The sequence below is a fragment of the Bradyrhizobium lablabi genome (assembly GCF_001440475.1).
GTDB lineage: Bacteria > Pseudomonadota > Alphaproteobacteria > Rhizobiales > Xanthobacteraceae > Bradyrhizobium > Bradyrhizobium lablabi.
In genome coordinates this window covers 220,122-243,481 of sequence record NZ_LLYB01000060.1, presented here as the reverse complement: position 1 = coordinate 243,481, position 23,360 = coordinate 220,122, and the positions used below count along the sequence as shown (strand labels likewise).

Genomic DNA, 23,360 nt, shown 5'->3' with positions numbered 1-23,360 from the left:
GTCTCGACCTCACCATGCGGCTCGGCTTCAGCCATGCGCCTTACGATGCACCACCAGTTTGTCGAGCGCGCTCCAGTCCCAATCGATGCCGAGGCCCGGCTCCTCCGAAGGCACGCCATAGCCGTTCTCGACTTTCATGCCTGTTCTGGTCACGAGATCGAGCTGGGGAATGAATTCAAGCCAGCGGCTGTTGGGCACGGCACAGCAAAGCGGCAGGTGAAGCTCCATCAGGAAGTGAGGGCAAACCGGAATGTTGAAGGCTTCCGCCATGTGAGCGACCTTCAGCCAGGGGGTGATGCCGCCGATGCGGCCGACATCGACCTGGACGATCGAGCAGGCATCGTTCTGAAGATAATCCTTGAATTGCGACAAGGAGTACATGGACTCGCCGACGGCAATCGGAATCTGCGTCGACGCGCATAGCCGCTTGTGGGCCATGACGTCATCGGCATGGATCGGCTCCTCGAACCAGGCGATATCGCATTCCTCATAATGGCGGGCGCGGCGGATGGCTTCGTCGACCATGAAGCCCTGGTTCGCATCGGTCATGACGTCAAAGTCGTCGCCGACGGCCTTGCGCACCGCGCGCAGGCGGCGAACATCTTCCGCCACATGCGCCCGGCCGACCTTGATCTTGGTGCCACCGAAGCCGCTTTCCCTGGCCTTCAGCGCTTCCTCAACCAGTTCGCCCTCGTCGATGTGGAGCCAGCCGCCCTCGGTGTAGTAGAGCTTGATGCGGTCCTTGGCGCCCCCGGCCGCTTTATGGAGCGGCAGCTTCGCGCGCTTTGACCGGAGGTCCCACAGGGCCGTGTCGATCGCGGCCAGGGCAATCGAGGTGAGCGCGCCGACCGTGGTGGCGTGGACACGATAGAACAGGTCGCGCCAGATCCTCTCGATCTCCTCCGCCTCGCGGCCGATCAGCAGCGGCACCAGATGATCATCGAGCAGCTTCATGACCGAGGACCCGCCGGTGCCGATCGTATAGGAGTAGCCGATGCCTTCGACGCCGTCCGCATCGCGGATTTTGACGATCGGGGTTTCCTGGGCTTCGAAGCTCTGCACGGCGTCGGTCCGCTTCACCTTGGGTTTGAGATTGACCTGAAGCGTCTCAACCGCGGTGATCTTCGCCATGTCGAACCTCCCTGGCTTGCCCTGTCAGGCGCGCGCGCCCTGCGGAATATTCATATGCAGGTCGGCCACGCAACTCGAGCACGCGCGACCATACGCATATCGCACCGTGCCTTTGCCAGCATAACTCCCCTTCGAAGGAACGCGCTCCCAAAATATCGAAAACAACCCCATGCAAAGTAACAGGCGGCCGCCGCCATCCGACAAAGCAACTTGACGCGTCGGGCAAATCAGGGGCATTTTTCCATCATTCCGAAATCCTGCATGCGCCCGTCGCCCCGCAACAGCGGGCGCGTCCGTCGCGACTGCAGCCGAAAAATCCTCACCCACCATTGAAATTGCACCGGACCGCCGCGGCGAACGATCGCCTGCGCGTGGCCGAACCGCGCGCTTGCCACGCGCGCGTGGCCGAAGGAATCTCGACATGAACACCGCTCCGGACCTCACTGTGCCAACGACGATCGCTGCAACTGACCAGACCAAAGCTGCCCCCTCCCCGCGGATAAAGCTTCTGTCGCACGGATTCTCCATCGACCATCCAGACCCTGAGCTCGGCGAACAGCTCATGGCCAACGCAATGGGGGTCACTGACCGCGAAGCGATGCATGGCATTGTCAGGCAATTGGTAAAGGCCAGCGTGAGCGGCGAGAGCCCCGACGAGGTCAACCTCTCTTTCATGATTTCGATGGTGAAGAGCATTCGCCCCCGGGATTCCGTCGAGGCCATGCTGGTGGCGCAGATGGTTTCGGTTCATGTGATGGCGATGCGATGTGCCCATCACCTCGCGAATGCGGACGATCTCGCCCAGCACGACAGCGCCGCGCGCGCCTTGGGCAGGCTCGCCCGCACGTTTCCCGCCCAGATCGAGGCGCTCAACCGCTACCGCAGCCATGGCGAGCCTGCCATCACCGTGCAGAACGTATCGGTCGGCGATGGCGGCAAGGCCATTGTCGGCAACGTCACGCAGCATGCGCGCGTGATCGTATCGGATAAGAACCCGGCCTCCGCGGCGCGCAAGACGCCGAAGGCCGCGGGCTCCAGGCGAAACCGCGCTTCCGCTGCCGACAAGCGGGAAGCACAGGCATGAGCGATCACATCAGAAATACCGGCCCGATGCTGGCGAGCCCACGTTGCGACGCCAAAACCCGCACCAGTGGCACGTGCCGCTCGCCGGCGGTGCACGGCAAAAAGCGCTGCCGCATGCACGGCGATGCACCGGGATCCGGCGCGCCAAGGGCAAACCAGAACGCGCGCAAGCACGGCCAGTTCACCAGGAATGCGATCGCCGAGCGAAGGCAGATTCAGACGTTGTTGGGTGAAGCGCGGAGGCTGCTGGAAGAGATGAAGTGAAGGCGCTGCGCTGCGGATCGCGTGCTTGCCCGCCAAATTGCCTTTCAGGACTGCAAAGCGGGAGATAATCGACTATCATTGGCGTAGACTGGCCGAATGCGGCCATCGAATCCGCGACTGCCGGATCATTGCCGGAGCAGCAACTGAACCGGGAAGTGTCAAAGCAGATGGGGATGTTCCGTTGCTGCAGTCAGGAATGCACCTTATCAGGAGCCTTTGTCTCATCGGCACAATTGCCGTTTGGGGGACGGCTGCATCCCTTGCAACGGAGCAACCGTCCGACATTCCGGCCTGGTTGCGGAGCCGCATTGGCGAAGGCGAGGGTCAGATCGCCCGGGTGGTCTTGCAGAGGGCACGCGCACTTTATCTGAAAAAGGTGGCCACAGGCGTCGTCAAGAATCCCTGCTATTTTGCCATGGACGCGACGCGCCCCAACGGTGGCAGATTGGGGAAGCGATTTTACACGATCTGCGAAGCTGACCGGTCGTTTCGTGCAGTCTCCACGGGTCATGGCAGTGGTCGCAACATCAAGGGTGTCGCGAACTTCGCGAACGGAAAAGAATGTGCGAAGAATTTCGGCAATGCGCTGGATTCGTATCTGACGACCGGCGGCGCCTACGTGACGGCCGAGACGAGAACCTTGTTCAAGGGCTATTATCGCAACTCCGCGAAACAGGATGCCGTCCTGATGCGCTCGTTCGTTCAGTTTGACGGCGAGGGAGAGACCGCCAATGCCAGAGAGCGTGACATCGGCGGGCATGCGGCCGTTTTGCTGAGGCAGATACGTTTTCGATGGATGCCGCGCAGTCCATACGCGAATGAAAACGGGTGTGTTCCGGTCGGCACTCTCGAGGACTACGCTGGCGGACGCAGCAACGGGTGCACAAGCTGGTCGCGCTCAGACGCAGAACAAATCATTCCATTGCTCAAGGATCCGACGACGGTCTACATCTACCCGGAATCGCAGGACATCAAGGCGGTTGCGCAAGCCGTCTCGGCTCGCCGGCCGCATTTGTCCAACAGCCCTTATTGGAACGCTGTCTGCCTGAAGCAAATCGGCGCTCCGAAATTCTGGTCAAGAGAACTCCTCGAACCGATCCTCGCTCGATACCACAGGGATCCGGAACCGGCCCCCAGCCGCGCGGCGGTTTGCAAGCCGTAGATTCTCAATCCGCTGTACACGCGGCGGTTCGCCGGAGGCCAACTCTCCGATTCGTCACCGCGCAAATGCGGAAGACCTCGCCCAGCAAGTAGCCCGCGTGAGCGCAGCGATATGCGGGGATGGACCATCCCCTTATGTCGCTGCGCTCATCCGGGCTACGCTTGCTGCGCGCCGATGTGCGGGAAGTGTCGGTCGAACGCGCATCAGCATTCTCGGGATGTTCTCAGGGACCGCTTTCTCGCCCCCATCGTCGGCGCGATGTGCGGGATTGTCGCCCATGTGGCGCCGGCACCGGGCCGCCACGATGGCCCCACGATTTCGCCATACGCATCGTGTTGTTCGACCGTACGACCCTTCCCGTCAGGCTAGCCTTCGGAAACATGGACATGGGCGGTGATTTCATTGGCCGCTGGCGTGCGGGTAGCGGCAGGCGAACGGCACGGCCAGCGAAAGGCGGACAGTGCAGCGCGAAGGCGCTTGCTTGCGGCTCATGGCTGCTTTCGTGTGTCATCGTCGCCGGCATGGCGACGCAAACGGCATGGGCGGAAACAGCCGCGCCGGAGGCGACAGGCGTCGCTGATAGCGAAAAAGAGCAAAGTGGGCCTGGCGCCGCGCAAGCATCCCGCACGCAGAAGCCAGAACCCGAAACAGTCTCGCGACGGCCTGAGCTGCAGAAGCCAGCGCCGGAAGCTGCCGTTCAAATGCCGGAAGCACGGAAATCGAGCCACGAGGCGAAGGATTTACCTGTACCACAGCTCGTCTTGCCGGACGATCTGGCGAAGAAGATCGGCCAGAAGATCTGGCTGAATGAAACCGGTGGAAAACGCGATGCGATCACGTCATGGAATGCGAACGAGGAATTCGCTTCCTTAGGCATCGGCCATTTCATCTGGTTTCCCGTCGGCAAATGGCTGCCTTTCGAGGAGAGCTTTCCGGCCCTGCTCGAATCCATGCGCAAGAAGAACGTGCGTTTGCCCGCCTGGCTGGACCAGACGCAAATTCCGGCCAACCCGTGGACCAGCCGGGCCGAGTTCAGGAAGAACGCCAACTCACCGCAGATGAATGAGTTGAGGCAGTTTCTGCTCGACACCGTGGCGGAGCAGACGCAATTCATGATGGCGCGGGCGCAAGGTGCGATGGAGAAGATCCTCAAGACGACGCCCGAGGGCGCGGAGCGCGACCATATCGTCTTCCAGTTCACGCGCGTCGTTCGTGCCTCCGAGAATTTCTATCCGCTGATCGACTACATCAATTTCAAGGGCGAAGGCACCAACCCGAACGAAGCCGCAATGAACCGGGAGACCGGACGGCGGCAGGGTTGGGGTCTCAAGCAGGTGCTGCTCAAGATGAACGGTGTGACCGGCGATCCGAAGGCCGTGCGGGCCGAATTCGCCGATGCGGCGCAGTTCGTCCTGCAGCAGCGGGTTCGCAACCTTCCATCCAACCGTGTCTTCGAGGTCGGCTGGCTGCGCCGCATCGCGACCTACCGCCGCCCGATCGCGGATCCGGAATCGAGCCCCGAACGGGCTCCGAGGAAATCGTTGCGGGTGACGGCGGCTCAATAGCTTTCCTATGAAGCGGACAGTTGCCGTTTTTGCGTATGCGTGAGGCCGCTTGTCCCGCGACGTTCGTCAGGCAATCGCGGGTTGCGCCTCGCTGACGTCAGCCCTTGGCCCTCTTCGCCATCGCCTTCTCATAGGCCGCCTGCAGCCGTTCGCCTCCGATTGGGCCGGTTCGAGGCTTCGGTTTCAAGCCGAGATGGATCTCGCGCAGCGAGCAGCCTGCATGAGCGTAGCGATATGCGGGGATGGACCATCCCCCGGATATCGCTGCGCTCATCCGGGCTACGCTTGCTGGGGGCGCAGATGGTTTCGGTTCATGTGATGGCAATGCGATGTGCCCATCACCTAGCGAATGCCGATGACCTCGCCCAGCACGACAGCGCTGCGCGCGCATTGGGCCGGCTCGCCCGCACGTTTCCCGCCCAGATCGAGGCGCTCAACCGCTACCGGAGCCATGGCGAGCCTGCCAACACCGTGCAGAACGTGTCGATCGGCGATGGCGGCAAGGCCATTGTCGGCAACGTCATGCAGCACTCCAGCGTGATCGTATCGGACAAGAACCCGGCATCCGTGGCGCGGAAGGTGCCGAAGGCCGCGCGCTCCAGGCGAGGACGCGATTCCGCTGATGCCAAACGAGAAGCACAGGCATGAGCAATCACATCAGAAATACCGGCCCGATGCTGGCGAGCCCACGTTGTGGCGCCAAAACCCGTTCCGGCGACGCGTGCCGCTCGCCGGCGGTGCACGGCAAGAAGCGCTGCCGCATGCACGGTGGCGCACCGGGATCCGGCGCGCCAAGAGCAAACCAGAACGCGCGCAAGCACGGCCTGTTCACCAGGGACGCGATCGCCGAGCGAAGGCGGATTCAGGTGGTGTTGGGGGACGCGCGGAGGCTGCTGGAGGAGATGAACTGAGTTGCTTGCAAGGATTAGCCGCCGTCAGGCGTGACACCTTGGCAACGCCACGCTGCCTGATCGTGCCGCGACCTTGCTGCTAAGGTAAATGTCCACGCGACCTAGTTTCAAACGAGGAGGCGAGTTGCCTCGCGACCTGTTTGATCCCCGTTTCCAGGTCGGTCGGGAACCAATTGTCGGGGAGCGCAGACTGCCTGTAACTGAAATGGCTCGCATTCGAGGGCGCGGTATCCAGCTTGAGATATAGGGGCCGTCCAATTACCTTGCCGACGATGTCGAGCACCTCGCACATCGCAGTCGGCCTGCCGCTTGCGAGCAGGAAGCTTTCCGGTCGCTCGGCTGTCTTATTTATGCACTGCACGACGAATTTTCCGATGTCATTCACCAGCACATAATCACGGATCGTGTCCAATCGCCCGACGATGCGCGATGGTCTGTACCCCTTTGCATTCTGGATCAGCGTGGCGATGAGCCCGGCCCGGCCACCGAAGACGCCCACCCCGTAGACTGAGCTCGGCCGATAAATGAAGGGGATTATGCCTGCCGAAATCCGGTTCGCGCGCTGCTCCTGCTCCAACTTCAAATGACCATAGGGCCGACGTGGCGCAGGGACCGCCTGCTCCCCAACGAATCGCTGCCCTTCGAAAAGGCCTCCCGCAGAGCTCATTATGTGAATGCGGTGTCGCGCAACCGGGAGGGCATCGCGCAACTGCACGCAGAGGCGATTCACACTCTCGAAGGCGGCGAGTTCCTCCTCAACATCGGCCCAGCCAGCGGCAAAGCCCGCTCGCCCAGCCGTCCATACCACTTCGACATGACGAACTGAACCTGCCATCATCCTGATCATCGTCTCGCTCAGCGAGGCGAGATCAGCCTCCCTGCAATCAGCGTCCTTCCAGCTGAAGGGCAATGTAATGGCGCTCCTTACCCCTTCCTGCATGATGGCGCGTGCGACGGCGGAGCCGATGAGGCCCACTCCGAACAGAGCGATCAATTGTTCCTCTCCGGCAAGATCCGGGGCCTGACGCTTGATGAGAATCACGGAATCCGGCTTTCGAAATACTCGACGAGCTTCTTATCGGACGAACGATCCACGACGAAGAAGAGGGGCTTTCCGTGAGCCGACAAGACCAGGATGGAAATGTATTCGAGAACGGCCGCGATCATGAAGGTAATGACTCCTCCAAAAAAAAGGTTGACCACTATCAGCGATGGCCAGCCCCTGACGGCGATCGAAGACGGCACTATCAATTTTTGAAGCAGAACTGCGGTCCCCCCGATGATACTTACAACGGTAATCAAGACACCGATGAGCGCGAGAAGACTGATGAACTTGACCCTACTGGTCATCAGCATTCGCCGAGCGTGAGTCAGTAGATGAGAAAAGCTGTAGCCACTCTTTCCGCTCGAGATGAAACGCTGGTCCTTGAGTTCGAGCAAGACAAACTCGACCCGATTGGTAAACCAGGACAGAGCGACGTCGAAGTATGTTTCGTGGCCACATGCGCTCGAGGCCGCTCGGGCCAGCGATCCTCGCAGGAGCCGAAAACTGTTGAAATGCACGACGCTGGCGTTGCCGGTGAGCACTGCCATCATGCGTTTAAAGCCGCGAGAGGTCCAGTCTCGTATCCGCGCCTGATGCACAGAACTGCTTGGCCGTGCATAGACGACGTCGGCGCCGGACAACACCGCCTTTCTGAGCAATCGCTCGATCTCGGCCGGCGGGTGCTGAAGGTCTTCGTCCATAGTGACGACCCAGTCGCCGGAGCTGTGCAAGGCACCGGCGATTGTGGCGGCATGCTGCCCGAAATTGCGCATCAGGTGGAGCGCGGTGACCCACTCGTGATTGGCCTCCAGATCGTCGACAATGGCGGGTGATGCATCGACCGCCGCATCGTCAATCAGAATGAGCTCGGCAAGCCTCATCGGCGCCTGTTGCTCGACCCACTCCGTGCGCACTCGATCGAGCTGCTGGACGAGCTCGCGCAGAAACTTCTCGCCGGAATAAACGGGAACAACAACCGAAACCGAGATCCAGCTTTCAGGTGTCATGCTCGCAGCGCGATCCTGGTTGCAAAACCACAGCTAAGCCAACCACTAATAGGCCCTCTTTGAGCTTCGCGTCAATCGTCTATGATCGCCATCAACCGGGAGGATCTCACGCAAGAGCTCCTTGAATCCGAGACTTCGACCCACCTACAATCCGTAACTGAGAACCCGATCGGTCTGCTGAACAGAAGCCAACGGCCGGATTATCGGAGAGTCAGATCATCTAACATATATCGCCAGTCGCAGAGACATGCGCGATATTGCAACCCCACTGCGCCTGACTCGCCACAGCAATCCGCAATCAACATTATTGAAGCCGACCTCAAAGTATTGCGCGCCAACAGACGGAGGATGGCACGCCAGTGGATGAGGTGTGCCGTGAGCTGGGTGCCCTACCGTCGACCTTCCTGCGCTGAAGAATGTTTACGGTGGCCTGTTGCCGTCCGGGGTGCGCAAGCTGAGTATCCGAGGGAGAGATTGCCCGGCGTCACAAGCTCGTCGCCGACCCGACCGTCGGCAAGAGATGCTTGGTGAAGTCACCAAGAGAGCTATGACCGCAGCCCCCATGCATGCGCGATAGTTGCAACATCGCCTATGGCAGAGGCAAGCTCTTGATTAACGCCACGACGGGGCGTTCGCCGATCTCGAACCAGTCGACCATGACCGACAGTCCATAATTCTGCGGATCAACAGGAGCCTTCAGCCGGAATTCATTCATGCCGTCGCGCAGCACGGAGGGCGGTATGACGCCCGAGTAGACCCCGTCCGAGGCCAGCAAGTCGACCTTTCGGCCGTTGATGAAAACTTCGAACTGATAGGACCCATTTGGATTGATAAAACTGAACCGGATCCGGAACGGATATGACGGTTTGACCGGATGAAATTCGAAATCGATCATCGCCTCGTCACGGTTCGCCCACGCGGACGATGTGTGTGAGCTACCTCGATAGCCCCATTCGGCTTCGCGCCAGCCCGTGCCGGGCGTAGGCTTCTCCAAGCTCCACCAGTCACCAAAGCTCCAGCGGAAGAACTCCCCACGATCAGATTTTAGTGAGCGCCACAACTGGCTCGGCGGATCGATCTCCAGAATATTGGTGACTCGTTTGCGAGATGCCGGAGTCGTCGGATCATGATTGACGACGGCTTCGATGGGAGGTGGTGCGCGCTCCACGATGACGGTGTGGGTCTGATCCTTAGGCAGTACCAGATCGTCGGACGAAGCCAGCGCCGGCATGCCTGGGCCGCTCACCGGTACGGGCGCCACAAATCGCCAGTCGATTGCTTCCTCGCGGCAGTCGCCGTGACGGGCGAGCGGGAAAGAGCGTGCCCATTCCATGCCCGTCGCGCGACAGACTTCGAACAGGTAGATCTGCTGCGGCGTATCGCGCAAATAGGCAATGGCTAGTTGCATATTGCCATCGAGCAGATTCCATGTGTGACCAATGCTGTTGGTTTTATCTATCACCACATTGGTCTTGGCCGGATCAACCTGCGCGAGGATGCTACGCAACGCGCGCTTCGAATTGTTCGACAGTTCGACATAGTGATCGTGCTGGACCAACATAAAGGCCAGCGACGGCACCATGAAAGTGAGGAAAACAAGATAAGCGGCAACGAGGCGCTGGCGCCAGACGAACAATCCCAATATGCCGACGGTAAAGAAGCTCGCCCCGATTGCGGCCCAGAGAAAAGTTCGTTGGCTGATGGCCTGATGGCTTGGCAGAAGCGCGAATGGCAGGTAACCGGCGATCATGATGATCAGGCCGGCGATCAGTGCCCGGACCATGCGCCCGCCGCCCGGGTCGGATGCCGCGCAACATCGCCACGCGACGAGCCAGATCACGGTCGTCAACGCGAAGAGCAGCGGCACGGCGGTGTGCAGGCTCATTTCCACAAGCAACATCGACACACCGTCACGCCAGCCGTCCCATAGCAGGCGGGGATAGGCGATGGAAAAGACCGCCTTCAGGGCATTTACAATCGTCGCGAGGGCATCGGCCGAGGAGGGAAATATGCTCGCTTGATAGGACTGCGGAATGTAATTCTTGATGATCAGGACGTAAACAACATAGGTCACTGCGGGCAGAAACCAGATCACGTGGGACGCAGCTTTCGCCCGCAGATTCCGGAGCGCCCCCCTTGTGCCGAAGCGGATGAAAACGACCATCAAGGGAAGAATGATCAACGGAAGAGCCGCTTCATACATTAGAAATGCCGCAAGGGCTGAAGCGGCACCCAGCATCGACAGAAGACGTCGTGATCTATCGCAAGTTAAGTCCGCGATGTTTAAAGATGCGCCTACAAGAACCAACATCATCGCGAAATTGATGTGTAGGTTACGGAGCGCGATCGTCATCGTGTCCGCCGGGTAGACGATTGCGATCACGCCGCCAAGCACAGCGAGGAGATCGGATCGAACGGCTTGACGTATCAGATAGGCAGCCGCGACACCCTTGATGATCAGCTCAAAGATTGTGAGAACGTGCCAGGCAGAAAAACTGTTCGGGCTCAGGACATGAGCCAGCGCGAAAGGAAAAATCGAGAGCGGGCGTGTTGCAAGAGCGCCCAGCGCGCTTGCTGGCGAGATCCACCAGAGATTTGTACCATTGTTCGCTAGACCGAGCAGGCCCCATTCTTCGATGAGGCCGCCCATCGCGAAGCCAAACGGCGCCCAGATCAGCGCAACCGCTATTGCTGCGCATAGCGTGGCGCAGACAAAAAACAAACGGTCCTTCGATCTCGATATCATGTCGAGCGTTTTACAGGCTCTGTCCGCGAGGATCGTGCAGAAAAATTAGTGTTGGAACGGCTGGTGAACGCGCTCTTTCGCGGCCAAACCGATGACGAAGGTGTATGACACACGGGCGAGCTCTTCCCGAATTGCCATTTGGACACCTCCGAAGATTCGAGACAGGATGGTCCGATATCCATCTTCCGTGCGGACATATTCACCTCGATCGTTATCAAGCATCCTCCTCGCGAAGCGGGACTGACCGTCTCGGTAGCATCCGTCGAGCGTGAATAGGACGCCATCGTCCTTGAGAACGTCGCGGATGTTCGTCAAGGTCGTTTGCAGCTCGGCATCGGGAATGTGATGAAGAACGCCGTTCATCATCACAAGATCGACGCCGGCGAACTCCTGTGCTGCAGCTGCATCGAAATAGCGACAAAGAAATTTGCCGCGGTTGCCGAAAATCTTGTTTCGCGTGATCGATATAGGATTGGTCGATATCGAAACCGACGTAATTGATACTGTCCGGCAGATGGCGGAGGATATGGCCGGGCCCGCAGCCAATATCGATAATCCGCATGCCGGGACGTAGCATGACGTAGTCGTTGATCGCTCTGACGCGGGCGCCGAAGAAACCGCCGGCTTCCTGAAATGCCTGATACAGCACTGGCGACTGCAAGATTGATTTCATTCTGGCACCTTGATTGAGCACGAATGGTGAAATACCCAAAGGTTCATCAGGATAAAATTGGTGAGAGGCACGTAGACGATCACTCCAACGATGCCGAAGGCGTAGTGCAGGCCCAGAGCCTTGATAGACGTTGCCATAGCCAGCGCCGCAGCTACCACGTTAAAAATATGCAAAGCGACAAAAAGCAGCGCATCCGCCCACGCACGTTCTCGGGATTGGAACGCAAATGTCCGGTCCGCAAAGAAATTGATCGGCATTGGAACGAGGTAATCGGCCATACTCGCCACTCTTTCATCGACTCCAACTCAGGAGGTGAGAAAAGCTGTAGCCGCAGCGAAAGCGAGTCCGCTGGCGCCCTACCAATGCGGAGCGCAAGCCCTTGGCGATAAGCGAGGGATCCGGAGGGACCAGCGTATCACGTTACGCGGACTGTCATTCCAACCTCCCATAAGAGATCGACGCTCTAAGCCGGACGAGCTTGAGGCATGCTCAGGCGCGCTCATGCGGTCGCTTTGATGAAGTATTGGGCTCCGAAGGGAAGCCGCCCCAATAAGAGATCGACCGAACGAAGGAATCTGCCTGAGGGCGGAATTGAGAGAATGAAACGCTCAATCAGATCCGTAAAACCTGCTTGCTGGATCAAAGATCTGGTCTTCTCCGACCGCAGCAGCACGGCGTTCTTGTCAAACACGCAATTCGACACTATCCGCTGCGTCAGCGGATTGCGCGGATTGTGCTCGAACACGGCTACCATACCGCCGGGTTTCAACACCCTTTTCATCTCGGCGGCAAACAGAGGCCATTGAGCGGGTGGCACATGATGCATCACGCAGACGGTGAAAACGACATCGAAAGTTTTGTCGTCGAAAGGAAGACGCTCGCCGGAATAGGATTTGTAGCAAACGCCGGGATTGCGCTCGCGCGCCTGGTCGATGCTAGCCTTTGAAACATCAACGCCCGCGATGGAGCCAACCCGATCTGACAGCAATGGGTGGAAATTGCCAACTCCGCAGCCGACATCAAGGATTGATGGGAGAGCGTCGCCGAAATGATCAGTGATCAGGTCCGTTAAATAGTCCGCCTTGACGCGCGTAAAATAATCGACCTTCAGGCCGGAAAACGCGATTGCATCGTTCACCGCGGCGTCGTAGGTGCTGGAATAGGCGTCAAATTCCGCTTTTGTTTGATCATTCATCTCGTTGAGAGCTTTCAGATACAATTGCGGCGTTGTTGGTTGTCGTGGCACTATAGCGCTACTATGGGCTGCCGATATATGGCCGCAGGCCGATGGCCTTAGCAACAACTCGATCAAGTTATTATTCGTATTGGCGCTCCCTAGGGGAATCGAACCCCTGTTTCAGCCTTGAGAGGGCCGCGTCCTAACCGCTAGACGAAGGGAGCGTGTGTCAGAGGGAATAGCCGCGAAATGTGCGGGGGGCAAGGCAAGTCTGCCCCTCTCGCACAGTTCGGTAAACCTGTTGCCCTTCATCCGCCGGTTGGTCCGGGCACTTTCGGCCGATCGCAGGCCTCAGGGTTCGTTGACGAATTTGAGCGTTCCGGCCGGTTTCAGCGTTTTGGCGTCAAACGTGCGGATTTCGGTGACCCCGCCGATGTCCAGGGTCAGCACCAGCCGCTCGCCGGCCACGGCCGTCGAGACGATGAGGGCGCCCTTGGGCAGGCTTGCAATGATATCCGTCGTGGCCGCCGCGGGGCTTCCCTCGCCGCGGTAAAGGCGGTACCCGACGGCGATCAGGACCACGGCCACCGCAAGCGCCGAGGTCAGGCCCGCGATCAGCATCATCCGCCGCACCCGCGCGATCAGCGCGGCCTGTTCGGGGGTCGGTTCGGGCGCAACGGTATCGGTCATGCAAGGCTCTCTAGAGCATGATCCGGAAAAGTGGAAACCGGTTCTCGATGAGGATCATGCGTCAAACGTGATGGAACAGAGATCAACGAACGGCGGTCAACGGCTGGAGGTTACTGTCGGCGGCGACGAAGGATCGCCCCGCCTCGACCGCGTGCTCGCGGTGCTCCGCCCGGAACTGTCGCGTTCGCGGCTGAAAGCGCTGATCCTGGCCGGTTCCGTCACCGCTAGGGGCGCCCCCATCCGCGACCCCGCTTATCATGTCGCAGCCGGGGATACGATCACAATCGACGTGCCCGAAGCCGCACCGCCGGAGCCTTTGGGCGAAGATATCGCGCTCGATATCGTCTATGAGGATGACGACATCATCGTCATCGACAAGCCGAAGGGCCTCGTCGTGCATCCCGCCGCGGGGCACGAGACCGGCACGCTGGTGAACGCGCTGATCGCCCATTGCGGCGCCAGCCTTTCCGGTATCGGCGGCGTACGGCGGCCGGGCATCGTGCACCGGCTGGACAAGGACACGACCGGCCTGATGGTGGTCGCCAAGAACGACCACGCGCATCAATCGCTGACCGCGCAATTCGCCGATCACGGCCGCACCGGGGCGATGCAGCGCGGCTACGTGGCCTTCATCTGGGGCGTGCCCAACCGCCAGCGCGGCACGGTCGATGCGCCGATCGACCGACATCCCCACGCCCGCGAGAAGATGGCGGTGCGCGAAGGCGGCCGCGAGGCCGTCACCCACTGGGAGCTGCAAGCAGCGTATCAGGGGCGCGGCGGCAAGCCGGTTGCATCGCTTCTCGCCTGCCAGCTCGAGACCGGGCGGACCCATCAGATCCGGGTGCACCTCGCCCATATCGGCCACCCCCTGATGGGCGATGCCGTCTATGGCCCGCACTTCAAGACCAAGGCCGGGCAGCTCGGTACCCAAGGTAAGGAAGCGCTCACCGCCCTCGGCCGGCAGGCCCTGCACGCCTATCTGCTCGCCCTGGAACACCCCCGGACCGGGGAATTTTTGCATTGGGAGGCGCCCCTGCCGGAGGATTTGCTCCTTCTCAAAAGCGCGCTGGAAGCGGCCCTATGACGCAGGCCCTTCAGAAAAGCTTAGTTATGACAACAGGTTATAGCTGGCACACGGGGACGTGACGTCAGCATTCCTTCCCTATTTGTTCGTTTTCGAGTATGTTGCACCTGCGCTGAATATCCAGCGCGGAACATCGCAGCCTGGTCGGCTTTAACACAGCGATCACCTGCCGGGCCCGCCGCTATCGGGGGCCTGAACCACTGGAGGGCGCTCAATGGCCCGTACAGCTACGCTGCCGGTTCTCAATGGAGAATCCGGTCTTTCGAGATACCTCGCCGAGATCCGCAAATTCCCAATGCTGGAGCCCCAGCAGGAATACATGCTCGCCAAACGCTGGCGCGAGCATGACGATCGCGACGCGGCACATCACCTTGTCACCAGCCATCTCCGGCTCGTGGCCAAGATCGCCATGGGCTATCGCGGCTACGGCTTGCCGATCTCCGAAGTCGTGTCGGAAGGCAATGTCGGCCTGATGCAGGCGGTCAAGCGGTTCGAGCCCGAGAAGGGTTTTCGTCTCGCCACCTACGCCATGTGGTGGATCAAGGCCTCGATTCAAGAGTACATCCTGCGTTCCTGGTCGCTCGTGAAAATGGGAACCACGGCGAACCAGAAGAAGCTGTTCTTCAACCTGCGCAAGGCGAAGAGCAAGATCTCCGCGCTGGACGAGGGTGATCTCCACCCCGACCAGGTGAAGCTGATTGCCAAGCGCCTCGGCGTGACGGATCAGGACGTGGTCGACATGAACCGCCGCCTCGGCGGCGACGCGTCGCTCAACGCGCCGATCCGCGACGACGGTGAAGCCGGCGAATGGCAGGACTGGCTGGTCGACAACTCGCCCAACCAGGAAGCCGTGATGGCCGAGCATGAGGAGTTCGATCACCGCCGCAAGGCGCTGAACGGCGCCATCGGCGTGCTCAACCCGCGCGAACGCCGCATCTTCGAGGCGCGGCGCCTGGCGGAAGAGCCGATGACGCTGGAAGACCTCGCCGCCGAATTCGGCGTGTCGCGCGAACGCGTGCGGCAGATCGAGGTCCGCGCTTTCGAGAAGGTGCAATCGGCCGTCAAGGGCACGATCGCCCGGCAGGAAGCCGAACTCGAAGCCGCGCACTAATTCGCGGTAGAGGTATCGAATAATGAAAGCCGGCGGCAACGCCGGCTTTTTTGTTTTTGAGGGAAGCTGTCTCACCACCCCTGCTGTCGTCCTCCGCGAAAGCGGGGGACCCAGTACGCCGAGGCCGTCGTAAGTGACCGCGCAATAATTGCGGTCTCTGGAATACTGGATCGCCCGGTCAAGCCGGGCGACGACAACCGGGTGGCTGAGCGCCCAACATCACGCCCCAACCTACTCTCCCCACTCCCGCGCCATCTTTGCAAGCTCACACCCCTCGCAATAGCGGGCATCCTTGTAGTCGATCCAGTTGTGCGCGTAGACGCGATCGAGCGGGATGCCGTAGCGCGCGCGCAGCACCTTCGCCAGGATTTTCCACGCCGCAATTTGTGCATCAGTTGGGCCACGGGTCACGTCGGGATAGTTGCCGGCGAATTCGACGCCGACGGAATTGTTGCCGACCACCTGCCGATAGGTCGGGCCGTTGTCGATATACTTGTTGTCGTTGCGGTTGGCGCCGTCGCCATGGGTCGGGACGAGATGTTCGCCGACCGCCCAGTACACCGTGCCGTCGGTTTCCACCCAGACCATCACGCCGCGCCGCGTCGGGTTCTTCGACTGCGCCTGCGCGCCGCCGCGCGCCGAGCCGGCCGGGCCTTCGGTCTGGTGCACGATGATGTTGCGCCACGGATGGGACTTGGCGAGGTCGCCCCACGGCGCCAGCCAGACCATCTTCAGGCCGGGAATGTCAGGCGTGCCGGATGTGCGTGCGATGGCGGCGAGGTCCGGCGTTTGCGCGGAGGCGCACGCGGGAAGTGCGAGGACGAACAGTGAAGCCGCGACGAGACGGAGATTCATGTGCGAGGTCCGGTGACGGACCCTTAAGTAGCATGCCTCAGGCCCGCTTGCGCAGGGCCACATCAGGCATCGGTGCGCTTGCCGGTTCGGGCGCCAGCGGCGGCGCCGGGTCGTAGGTGGCAAAGCCGTTGCGGCCGGCCTTCTTGGCGTCGTAGAGCGCATGGTCGGCGGCCGCGATCAGGCGGTCGGGATAGGCGCCCATCTCGCGGCTCCATTGCGCGACGCCGATCGATACCGCGATCGGAATGTCGTTGCCGGTGCATTGTTCGGCGTCGGCGCGGCAGACTTCCAGCACGCGGCGCGCGATCATGGCGCCCTCGCGCAGCGTCGAGGACGGCAGCACGATGCAGAACTCGTCGCCGCCGGTCCGCGCCAGCATGTCGCCGGGCCGCAGCCGGGTTTGCGCCATCAGGGTGAAGTGCTGCAGGCAGGCGTCGCCGGCCGCGTGGCCATGGGTATCGTTGATGCCCTTGAAGCCGTCGAGATCGATTACCAAGAGCGCGAACGGCTGGCCGCTGCGCTCCGAGCGCACGCATTCTTCCGTCAGCCGCTGCAGCAGATAGCGGCGGTTGCCGACGCCGGTGAGATCGTCGAGCAGCGCGAGATCGGCAACCTCGTTGCGCAGATGGTCCATCGCCATCAGCAGGAAGCCGAAATTCAGCGCCATCGACAGGAACACCAGCACCAGCACCACGACCGACTGGACCGGGCTGAAATGCATGTAGGAGAAGCCGGCGCCGGCGATCGCGCCGGCCAGCCTGACGGCGAGCAAGGCCATGACGAGAATCGTGACGATGCCCGCGAGCTGGGCACCTGGATTGACCCGGCCCTCATGCCGGCCCAGCAACAGCTTCAGGCTCAGCGCCATCGGCAAGGTCTGGGCGATCGTAAAGACCGTCATGCGCGCAGGCACGCTGTCGTGGACGAAGCTGAAGAACCACAGGCCGACCGTGCCGAGGCCGGTGATCAGCAGGGTGTTGCGCCATGACAGGGGGCGGTCGAAGAACTTCTGCACGCCCATCGAGGCAAGGCAGATCGCCAGGATCAGCGCGGAGCCGGCGAACAGCAGCGGCACCAAGGTATCGGGAAAGATCACGCGCAGCGTCGCCATCGCCGCGCCAGCTGCCGCCGTGAATGCCGAGCCGGTCCAGAACCGTGCGGCCTCGAACGACGGATAGCAGCGCATGACGTAGGCCCAGATCAAGCCCAGCGCCAGAAAATTGATGACGAACACCGTCCACAGCGTCGGAACGCTCAGCATCGCGAACTCAGGACGCGCACGCCCCGTCTCCCCTCTTGTCTAACGACCGCTCAAGACATCCGCCCGAGACTTCCCTTAGCCTGCGATCCCCGTCGTCTTGCGGAACAAGGTGCATCCGCGCCGCTTAACGGACCCTGACCGCCATCGGCCAATCCAATCCTTGGTTTTGAATTGATGAAGATCGCGCGTGTTCGGGCATCGTTAAGCATGATGCGCGCGATGCGGATGGCGGTGGCGGCGCGCATTTCGACCGAAAATCGCATCAAAATGCATAACAACTGTGGATAACGTGATGACAACGCCATGACGGCACGCGGCATCAGCCTGCGAATCTGCTGGGATCACGATCGAGGATGTTGCGAGGCTGGCCCTCCGCCAAGCATGCCTCGGTGTCGCGTTTCAATCCATGAAAACCTTGAGAGGATACTATGGCTAAGAAAGCGAAGAAGGCGAAGGCGAAGAAGGCCAAGAAGGCCAAGAAAGCCAAGAAGAAGTGAATTTAGGCCCGGGTGGAGTGCTCAGCTCCGCCCGGGCTCCCAACTCCGGGTGAATTTTGGAGAATGGCGGGCCAAGGGTCCGCCTTTTTTGATTCCGGCGGTGGCCAATGCAAAGCGACGGGCCCGTAGCCCGGATATGGATTGCGTCGCTGCGCCCACAACGACGGCTGCGGGAAAAATCTATCGCTCCGCGAATGCGAGCTTGGCGCCGAGCGCGGCAAATCCGGCGGCAAAGCTGCGGCGCAGCCAGGCCATTGCCCTGGGCCGCGTGATGACGCGGTCGCGCAGCGCGGCAGCGAACAGGCCGTAGATTGCGAACACCGCAAAGGTCATCGCCATGAAGGCCGCGCTCAATTCCAGCATCCGGGCCAGCGGCTGCGGCTCGTCGGCGGCGACGAATTGCGGCAGGAAGGCGAGGAAGAAGATCGACAGTTTCGGATTGAGGATGTTCACCAGCACGGCGGTGACGATGACGCGCCGGCTGGAGCGCGCCTTCGCGGCCGCGCCCGTATCGACCGCGAGCGCACCCGTCTCGCGCAGCGCCTGCCAGGCCATGTAGAGCAGATAGAGCACGCCGCACCATTTCAGCGCGGCGAACGCCAGGGCGCTGGTGTGCAGCACTGCGGCCAGCCCGAGCATGGCGGCCACCATGTGCGGCACGATGCCGAGCGTGCAGCCGAACGCCGCGGCGACGGAAGGGCGCGCGCCCGATGTCAGCGCTACTGCCAGCGTGTAGAGCACGCCGGTGCCGGGCGAGGCGACCACGATCAGGGAGGTCAACAGGAACGACAGCGTCATGCCCTGCCATTATCACGGCGGCATCCGCCGTGGAAGCGGGACGCCTGTTCACTAACGCGCGCGCGCCTCATGGTGGTGACGCCGTTCATACACCATGCGTTCCGCAGTGCGGATCACGTCGAGCGGAGCCCACGGCTTGGCCCAGAACTCCACGCCGTCAGGCAATTCCTGATGCAACGGCTTGCCCGAGGTGACGATGACGCCCATCTCGGGATTGTATTTCCGGGCGATATGCGCGAGCTCGACGCCGTCCATATTGCCGGCAAGCTGCACGTCGGTCATCATCAAGACCAGGCTGCCGGCGGCGCGCTCCAGCACCAGTTCGGCAGCCTCCGCACTTTCGCATTCGATGACATCGAGCTCGCTTTCCTCCAGCAGCAGGCAGATCATGTCCCGCTGCATCGGATCGTCTTCAACGATGAGGGCGGTCGCGCGAGAGGGTTTTGATCGTTCGAAGGGCTTTGATTGTCCCATGTCAGCCTCATTCAAAGGGTCGCATCGGTCGAGAGCATCACTCTGTCGGGTACTCGACACTAAGAGCGGAAACCGCTTTATGGTTCGGTTCCAATTTGCAAAAGTTGCGGGAACCCGCGATTTTTTTCATTCGATGGAGTGAGATACCGATGACTGCGATACTGGGAAGCGCAGCCGCGATAACCGGCGCCGCCAGCGGCATCGGCCGCGCCCTCGCGTTCGAGCTCGCCGCGCGCGGCTGCGACCTCGCGCTCGCCGACCGCGACGAGGCCGGCTTGATTGCGGTCGCTGCCGAGATCGGCACGGCCGGCAAGCGCAACATCACGACCCATCGTGTCGATGTCGGCGAGCCCGCCCAGATCCAGGAATTTGCCAACGCGGCGATCGCTGCGCATCCCTCGCTCAACATCGTCATCAACAATGCCGGCGTCGCGCTGATGGGCAGCTTCAACGAGGTCGACCAAGCGCAGATGGAATGGCTGTTCAACATCAATTTCTGGGGCGTCGTGCACGGCACCCGCGCGTTCCTGCCGCACCTGTCGAAGCAGCGCGAGGCGCATATCGTCAACCTGTCCTCGATCTTCGGCATCATCGCCCCGCCCGGCCAGACCGCCTATGCGGCCGCGAAATTCGCGGTGCGCGGTTTTTCCGAAAGCCTGCGGCATGAACTTTCGATGGCCGACAGCCCGGTGAAATTGTCGGTGGTTCATCCCGGCGGCGTGCTGACCAACATCGTGCGCAACTCCCGCACCGGAAGCGGGATCACCGACAATGCGCGCCGCGCGGAATCGATCGACCGTTTCGATGCGATCGCCAAAACCACGCCGCCGATCGCGGCGCAACGCATCATCGCCGGCATCGAGAAAAACCAGCCGCGAATTCTGATCGGCAACGATGCATGGCTCATGGATCTCTTGCAGCGGTTTCGGCCGGCGACGTATTGGAAGGTGCTGGCGAAGCGGATCCAGCGGATGTCAGGGCAAGAAGGAAAGCAGGCGTAGCGTTGCGCCGCAACTCGTCATCCCCGCCAACGGGTCGCGCGAATGCGCGCCCGATGACAGGCTCCGGCGGGGATCCAGTACGCCGCGGCCTATCGGTTCAATCACTGCGGTCTCTGGATTACTGGGTCGCCCGGTCGATGACGACTGACTGTGTGCGCGATCTCGCTACAGTCTCGCAGGATGGGTGGAGCGAAGCGATATCCATCCTACGATGGACCCACTGCGGCCTTTCAGCGTCATTGCGAGCGCATCGAAGCAATCCATAGCCCGGCTCGGGGACAGATGGATTGCTTCGCTGCGCTCGCAATGATGTGGACATGGATTCGCGACCCCGCGACAAGGGAAGACCGGGTGGCGCTGCAGCCGCGGTCTCGTGTGCATATGCATAGGAACGGGCACATGAGCATACAGGTTCGGCGAAAACACTCCGGCCTTGCCTGCGCAATAGCTAAACGGCTCATAACGAGCTCTCCCCGGAGAACGGCTTTCTTGCCTCCGTTCGGCGGGACACTTCCCGCCAACTTAACGCCAGCACCACGAGGCCAGGACCGCACGACCTGATGTCGAGCTGCTTCTTCGGCCTGTTGAAAAAGGCGGAAGCGTTGGAAAATAAACGAATTTATCGACTTTGGCTGGAAGGCTGAAGGCCGCGCTCCGGCGCGCTGGACGACCTTCCGACGGCCCGTTGTGGTGCGTGCGCCATCTCAAGCGAACGCTCGGACCAACTTTAGTGCCGCGATGAGCGCTCCAGCCGAGGGCACGACCGCCGCCATGCAGGCGAACGATGACTAAGGAGGTGGGTATAAGGATTCCTAACCAGCCGCGCCTCAGTCGCGTCAAAAAAAAGCCGTGCTGTGACTGGCATGCCATAGGATTGCGGCGAAAAATTCCTTAGATGTCGCATCTGCGGCGTAGTGGGGAATATATTTTGGCATGTCTGCGGCAAGGGCTGTCCCAGAAAAGCTTCCTGCAACTGTTGTTGCAGTCGTGGTACTCGTGATTACCGCTGTTAAGCTCAGCGTCCTTTCGTCTCCAGCGGCGCGGGACTTTGAGGAATGCGCGGAGTGGACCCGAAAGATGTTTCGGGACGACGAGCGCGTTGCGCGAATTATGGATTGCGGCGCTCGTTTTGCCGGGCGACGAAAGGTGGGCGGAGGTTATGCCTACTATGATTTGTTGCAGAACCGCAGCTTCGATATAGCTGGTCCGAACCCGACAGCGAACGAGTACGCACAGATCTATTCGCAATATCAGCGCTTCCTTGAATTACAGCGGCGGGAGGCAGCGTTGGCCGAGGTTCAGCAGCTGGCCGCCGAAAAGCCCCAGGTTCCCGAGTTGTCGACGCTGCCCGTCAGCTTGCGCCGTCCAACTGCAACACCATCGAAATCGGAGCGGTGCGCGATCAAAGGCTCGCTGTCGTGTACTTGGACCAAGTTGGCGTCCACCGTTAGAAACGCTTTTGCCTCGAGCAGCTCCAAGGTTGTAGCTTCGACTAACCCGCGCTAGCGGCAATTGACGACGCGCCAGGTTGTGGTGTGCGCCCGATCCTCGCGCCTTGCGATGGTGCGCGAATCGGCCCGGAGATGGCGGACCAGCGCAATCCTGTTCCGGGTCCTCTGGGGCGCGTAGGAAAAGCGGATACCGCGCGACGGCACGGCTTCAAGATATCTGCTCTCTCGAATTCCAGCCTTGCAATGCCGGCGCGGTCGGCAGCAAAATCCGTCCGGCCTGACGGATTTGAGGGACGGAGTTCTTTGCACCGTTCGAGCGCATCGTCGACGGAGTGCGTAAGCGACGCCAAAACAGGGACCACCGGGAGTGCTGGAATGGAGACTGAAAGCTTGTCGGCGCGCTTGACCGCCGCCGGGCTCGGGCGCGTTGCGAATGACATCATCCAGCTCTCCATGCCCTCGATCCGGCTGCACTGCAGGCAAACAACCGATCAAGCAGAGCTGCCGCTCGGCAACTCCAGGCTCGGAGGAAGACCGGATCTGCCGTCCGGCAAGAACTGGCCGGCCTGGCAGGGCTCTCCCATGGCCTTCGTGGGTCAGGTGAACCTTGCTGATATTGCTGCCCATGACCAGGAAGGGCATCTCCCGCACTCGGGCCTGCTCTCGTTCTTTTGCGCGATCAACGAGATGGGGCTCATACAATCGCTCGGAGATCCGTCCTGCTGGACGGTGTCGCACTTCGACGGCGATCCAGCCACGCTCGTCCAGCTTCCCCTCCCACCTGATTTGCCCAAGCGCCTGCAATTCCGCGGCTGTGAGACAAGCTTCTCACGGGAACCGACGCTGCCTGACGTGCGATCCCGGGGGATTCTGAACCTTGGGCTCTCCGAGCCGGAGCGTAATGCCTACATCGACGTCATGACAGGCGTGGATGTGAACTTCCTGGGCGTGTTTAATCATCACCTGCTCGGCTATCCATACACTCTCAATGACTTACCGTTCATCGCCGGATACTTGAAGGCTCACGGCGTCGCCGACCCGTATGCGATTTTCCTCGGCCTCTCGAATGAGGAGTTGCAGCATCGGCTGCAACTGCTGAACCTGCCGCACAAGTGGGAGGATGAACAGGATTTGCGGGACAAGGCGGATATGGAGTGGCGGCTGCTGCTGCAGGTATATACCAACGAGGAGGCACAGATGATTTGGGCGGCGAGCGGCGTCCTTCATTTCTGCATTCCCAAGGAGGCACTCTCCCGGCGGGATTTCGATCGTGTCTGGGTTGAAATGCAATTTGTCTGATGACGAAACCATCTGCCGATGCAGTGGTTTTTCCACCAACGAGCCTGCGTCGTAATCCGCCGCCGTCGCGGAAGG

The 23,360-nt window shown here is 60.9% G+C and carries 23 protein-coding genes, 1 tRNA gene and 2 pseudogenes; 11 read left to right on the top strand and 15 right to left on the bottom strand.

Annotation, left to right across the window (positions count from 1 at the left end; all coding sequences use genetic code 11):
• Positions 1-27: 27 nt before the first annotated feature.
• Entirely contained in the window at positions 28-1,131 is a 1,104-nt protein-coding gene (locus CQ14_RS14035; protein ID WP_057858453.1) for a mandelate racemase/muconate lactonizing enzyme family protein, read from the bottom strand.
• 421 nt (positions 1,132-1,552) lie between these two features.
• Between CQ14_RS14035 and CQ14_RS14030 the strand changes: the two genes are divergently transcribed.
• The 6 genes from CQ14_RS14030 to CQ14_RS14005 all read left to right on the top strand — a co-directional run bounded on the left by CQ14_RS14030 (position 1,553) and on the right by CQ14_RS14005 (position 6,116).
• Entirely contained in the window at positions 1,553-2,215 is a 663-nt protein-coding gene (locus tag CQ14_RS14030; RefSeq protein ID WP_057858452.1) for a hypothetical protein, read from the top strand.
• Positions 2,212-2,478: an HGGxSTG domain-containing protein gene (locus CQ14_RS14025; RefSeq protein WP_057858451.1), complete on the top strand. Its 267-nt coding sequence runs from the start codon at positions 2,212-2,214 to the stop codon at positions 2,476-2,478. The genes CQ14_RS14030 and CQ14_RS14025 overlap by 4 nt, the downstream gene beginning before the upstream one ends.
• Positions 2,479-2,674: 196 nt before the next feature.
• Positions 2,675-3,640: a hypothetical protein gene (locus tag CQ14_RS14020; protein WP_057858450.1), complete on the top strand. Its 966-nt coding sequence runs from the start codon at positions 2,675-2,677 to the stop codon at positions 3,638-3,640.
• A gap of 701 nt (positions 3,641-4,341) precedes the next feature.
• Entirely contained in the window at positions 4,342-5,205 is an 864-nt protein-coding gene (locus tag CQ14_RS14015) for a hypothetical protein (RefSeq protein ID WP_156434965.1), read from the top strand.
• Positions 5,206-5,505: 300 nt separating this feature from the next.
• Entirely contained in the window at positions 5,506-5,853 is a 348-nt protein-coding gene (locus CQ14_RS14010) for a hypothetical protein (RefSeq protein WP_199805528.1), read from the top strand.
• A complete protein-coding gene (locus CQ14_RS14005) occupies positions 5,850-6,116 on the top strand; it encodes an HGGxSTG domain-containing protein (protein ID WP_057858449.1) in 267 nt (88 codons plus the stop codon). Before CQ14_RS14010 ends, CQ14_RS14005 begins: the two co-directional genes overlap by 4 nt.
• A 79-nt stretch (positions 6,117-6,195) precedes the next feature.
• On the opposite strand, the gene CQ14_RS14000 is transcribed toward CQ14_RS14005, so the two are convergent.
• The 9 genes and pseudogenes from CQ14_RS14000 to CQ14_RS13965 all read right to left on the bottom strand — a co-directional run bounded on the left by CQ14_RS14000 (position 6,196) and on the right by CQ14_RS13965 (position 13,454).
• A complete protein-coding gene (locus tag CQ14_RS14000; RefSeq protein ID WP_057858448.1) occupies positions 6,196-7,158 on the bottom strand; it encodes an NAD-dependent epimerase/dehydratase family protein in 963 nt (320 codons plus the stop codon).
• A complete protein-coding gene (locus tag CQ14_RS13995; RefSeq protein ID WP_057858447.1) occupies positions 7,155-8,168 on the bottom strand; it encodes a glycosyltransferase in 1,014 nt (337 codons plus the stop codon). The genes CQ14_RS14000 and CQ14_RS13995 overlap by 4 nt, the downstream gene beginning before the upstream one ends.
• Before the next feature lie 589 nt (positions 8,169-8,757).
• The gene (locus CQ14_RS13990) at positions 8,758-10,890 is read right to left on the bottom strand and encodes a hypothetical protein (protein ID WP_156434963.1); all 2,133 of its coding nucleotides are present in this window, start codon (positions 10,888-10,890) and stop codon (positions 8,758-8,760) included.
• 69 nt (positions 10,891-10,959) lie between these two features.
• On the bottom strand, positions 10,960-11,460 hold the full coding sequence (locus CQ14_RS13985; protein ID WP_347337131.1) for a methyltransferase: 501 nt from the start codon (positions 11,458-11,460) through the stop codon (positions 10,960-10,962).
• Positions 11,384-11,587 (bottom strand): annotated as a pseudogene (locus CQ14_RS47825) (class I SAM-dependent methyltransferase); the annotation flags it as partial. The gene CQ14_RS13985 and the pseudogene CQ14_RS47825, both read right to left, overlap by 77 nt.
• Positions 11,584-11,877: pseudogene (locus CQ14_RS13980) on the bottom strand (GtrA family protein); the annotation flags it as partial. The pseudogenes CQ14_RS47825 and CQ14_RS13980, both read right to left, overlap by 4 nt.
• Positions 11,878-12,086: 209 nt before the next feature.
• A complete protein-coding gene (locus tag CQ14_RS13975; protein ID WP_245320337.1) occupies positions 12,087-12,899 on the bottom strand; it encodes a class I SAM-dependent methyltransferase in 813 nt (270 codons plus the stop codon).
• A 14-nt stretch (positions 12,900-12,913) separates the two neighbouring features.
• A tRNA-Glu gene (locus tag CQ14_RS13970) sits at positions 12,914-12,988 on the bottom strand.
• A gap of 127 nt (positions 12,989-13,115) precedes the next feature.
• Positions 13,116-13,454: a hypothetical protein gene (locus CQ14_RS13965; protein ID WP_057858444.1), complete on the bottom strand. Its 339-nt coding sequence runs from the start codon at positions 13,452-13,454 to the stop codon at positions 13,116-13,118.
• A 70-nt stretch (positions 13,455-13,524) separates the two neighbouring features.
• Here CQ14_RS13965 and CQ14_RS13960 point away from each other — a divergent pair, with 70 nt between their 5' ends.
• Positions 13,525-14,538 carry an RluA family pseudouridine synthase gene (locus CQ14_RS13960; RefSeq protein ID WP_057858537.1) on the top strand — a complete coding sequence of 338 codons (1,014 nt, stop codon included), beginning with the start codon at positions 13,525-13,527 and terminating at the stop codon, positions 14,536-14,538.
• Between the two features lie 214 nt (positions 14,539-14,752).
• A complete protein-coding gene (gene rpoH, locus CQ14_RS13955; protein WP_057858443.1) occupies positions 14,753-15,649 on the top strand; it encodes an RNA polymerase sigma factor RpoH in 897 nt (298 codons plus the stop codon).
• A gap of 231 nt (positions 15,650-15,880) precedes the next feature.
• Here the strand turns inward: rpoH and CQ14_RS13950 are convergent, their stop codons facing one another.
• From CQ14_RS13950 to CQ14_RS13935, 5 genes are all read right to left on the bottom strand, one after another.
• Entirely contained in the window at positions 15,881-16,504 is a 624-nt protein-coding gene (locus tag CQ14_RS13950; protein ID WP_057858442.1) for a peptidoglycan recognition protein family protein, read from the bottom strand.
• A gap of 37 nt (positions 16,505-16,541) precedes the next feature.
• On the bottom strand, positions 16,542-17,765 hold the full coding sequence (locus CQ14_RS13945) for a GGDEF domain-containing protein (RefSeq protein WP_057858441.1): 1,224 nt from the start codon (positions 17,763-17,765) through the stop codon (positions 16,542-16,544).
• Positions 17,766-17,815: 50 nt separating this feature from the next.
• Entirely contained in the window at positions 17,816-18,085 is a 270-nt protein-coding gene (locus tag CQ14_RS43565) for a hypothetical protein (protein WP_156434962.1), read from the bottom strand.
• Positions 18,086-18,442: 357 nt separating this feature from the next.
• Positions 18,443-19,060, bottom strand: coding sequence for a LysE family translocator (locus CQ14_RS13940; RefSeq protein ID WP_057858440.1), 618 nt, complete (start codon positions 19,058-19,060; stop codon positions 18,443-18,445).
• Positions 19,061-19,111: 51 nt separating this feature from the next.
• Positions 19,112-19,534, bottom strand: coding sequence for a response regulator (locus CQ14_RS13935; RefSeq protein ID WP_057858439.1), 423 nt, complete (start codon positions 19,532-19,534; stop codon positions 19,112-19,114).
• A 149-nt stretch (positions 19,535-19,683) separates the two neighbouring features.
• Between CQ14_RS13935 and CQ14_RS13930 the strand changes: the two genes are divergently transcribed.
• From CQ14_RS13930 to CQ14_RS13920, 3 genes are all read left to right on the top strand, one after another.
• The gene (locus CQ14_RS13930) at positions 19,684-20,535 is read left to right on the top strand and encodes an SDR family NAD(P)-dependent oxidoreductase (protein ID WP_057858438.1); all 852 of its coding nucleotides are present in this window, start codon (positions 19,684-19,686) and stop codon (positions 20,533-20,535) included.
• 1,077 nt (positions 20,536-21,612) lie between these two features.
• On the top strand, positions 21,613-22,041 hold the full coding sequence (locus CQ14_RS13925) for a hypothetical protein (RefSeq protein WP_245320336.1): 429 nt from the start codon (positions 21,613-21,615) through the stop codon (positions 22,039-22,041).
• Positions 22,042-22,361: 320 nt separating this feature from the next.
• Positions 22,362-23,285, top strand: a complete 924-nt coding sequence (locus tag CQ14_RS13920; protein ID WP_057858436.1) for a YwqG family protein — start codon at positions 22,362-22,364, stop codon at positions 23,283-23,285.
• Positions 23,286-23,360 lie beyond the last annotated feature (75 nt).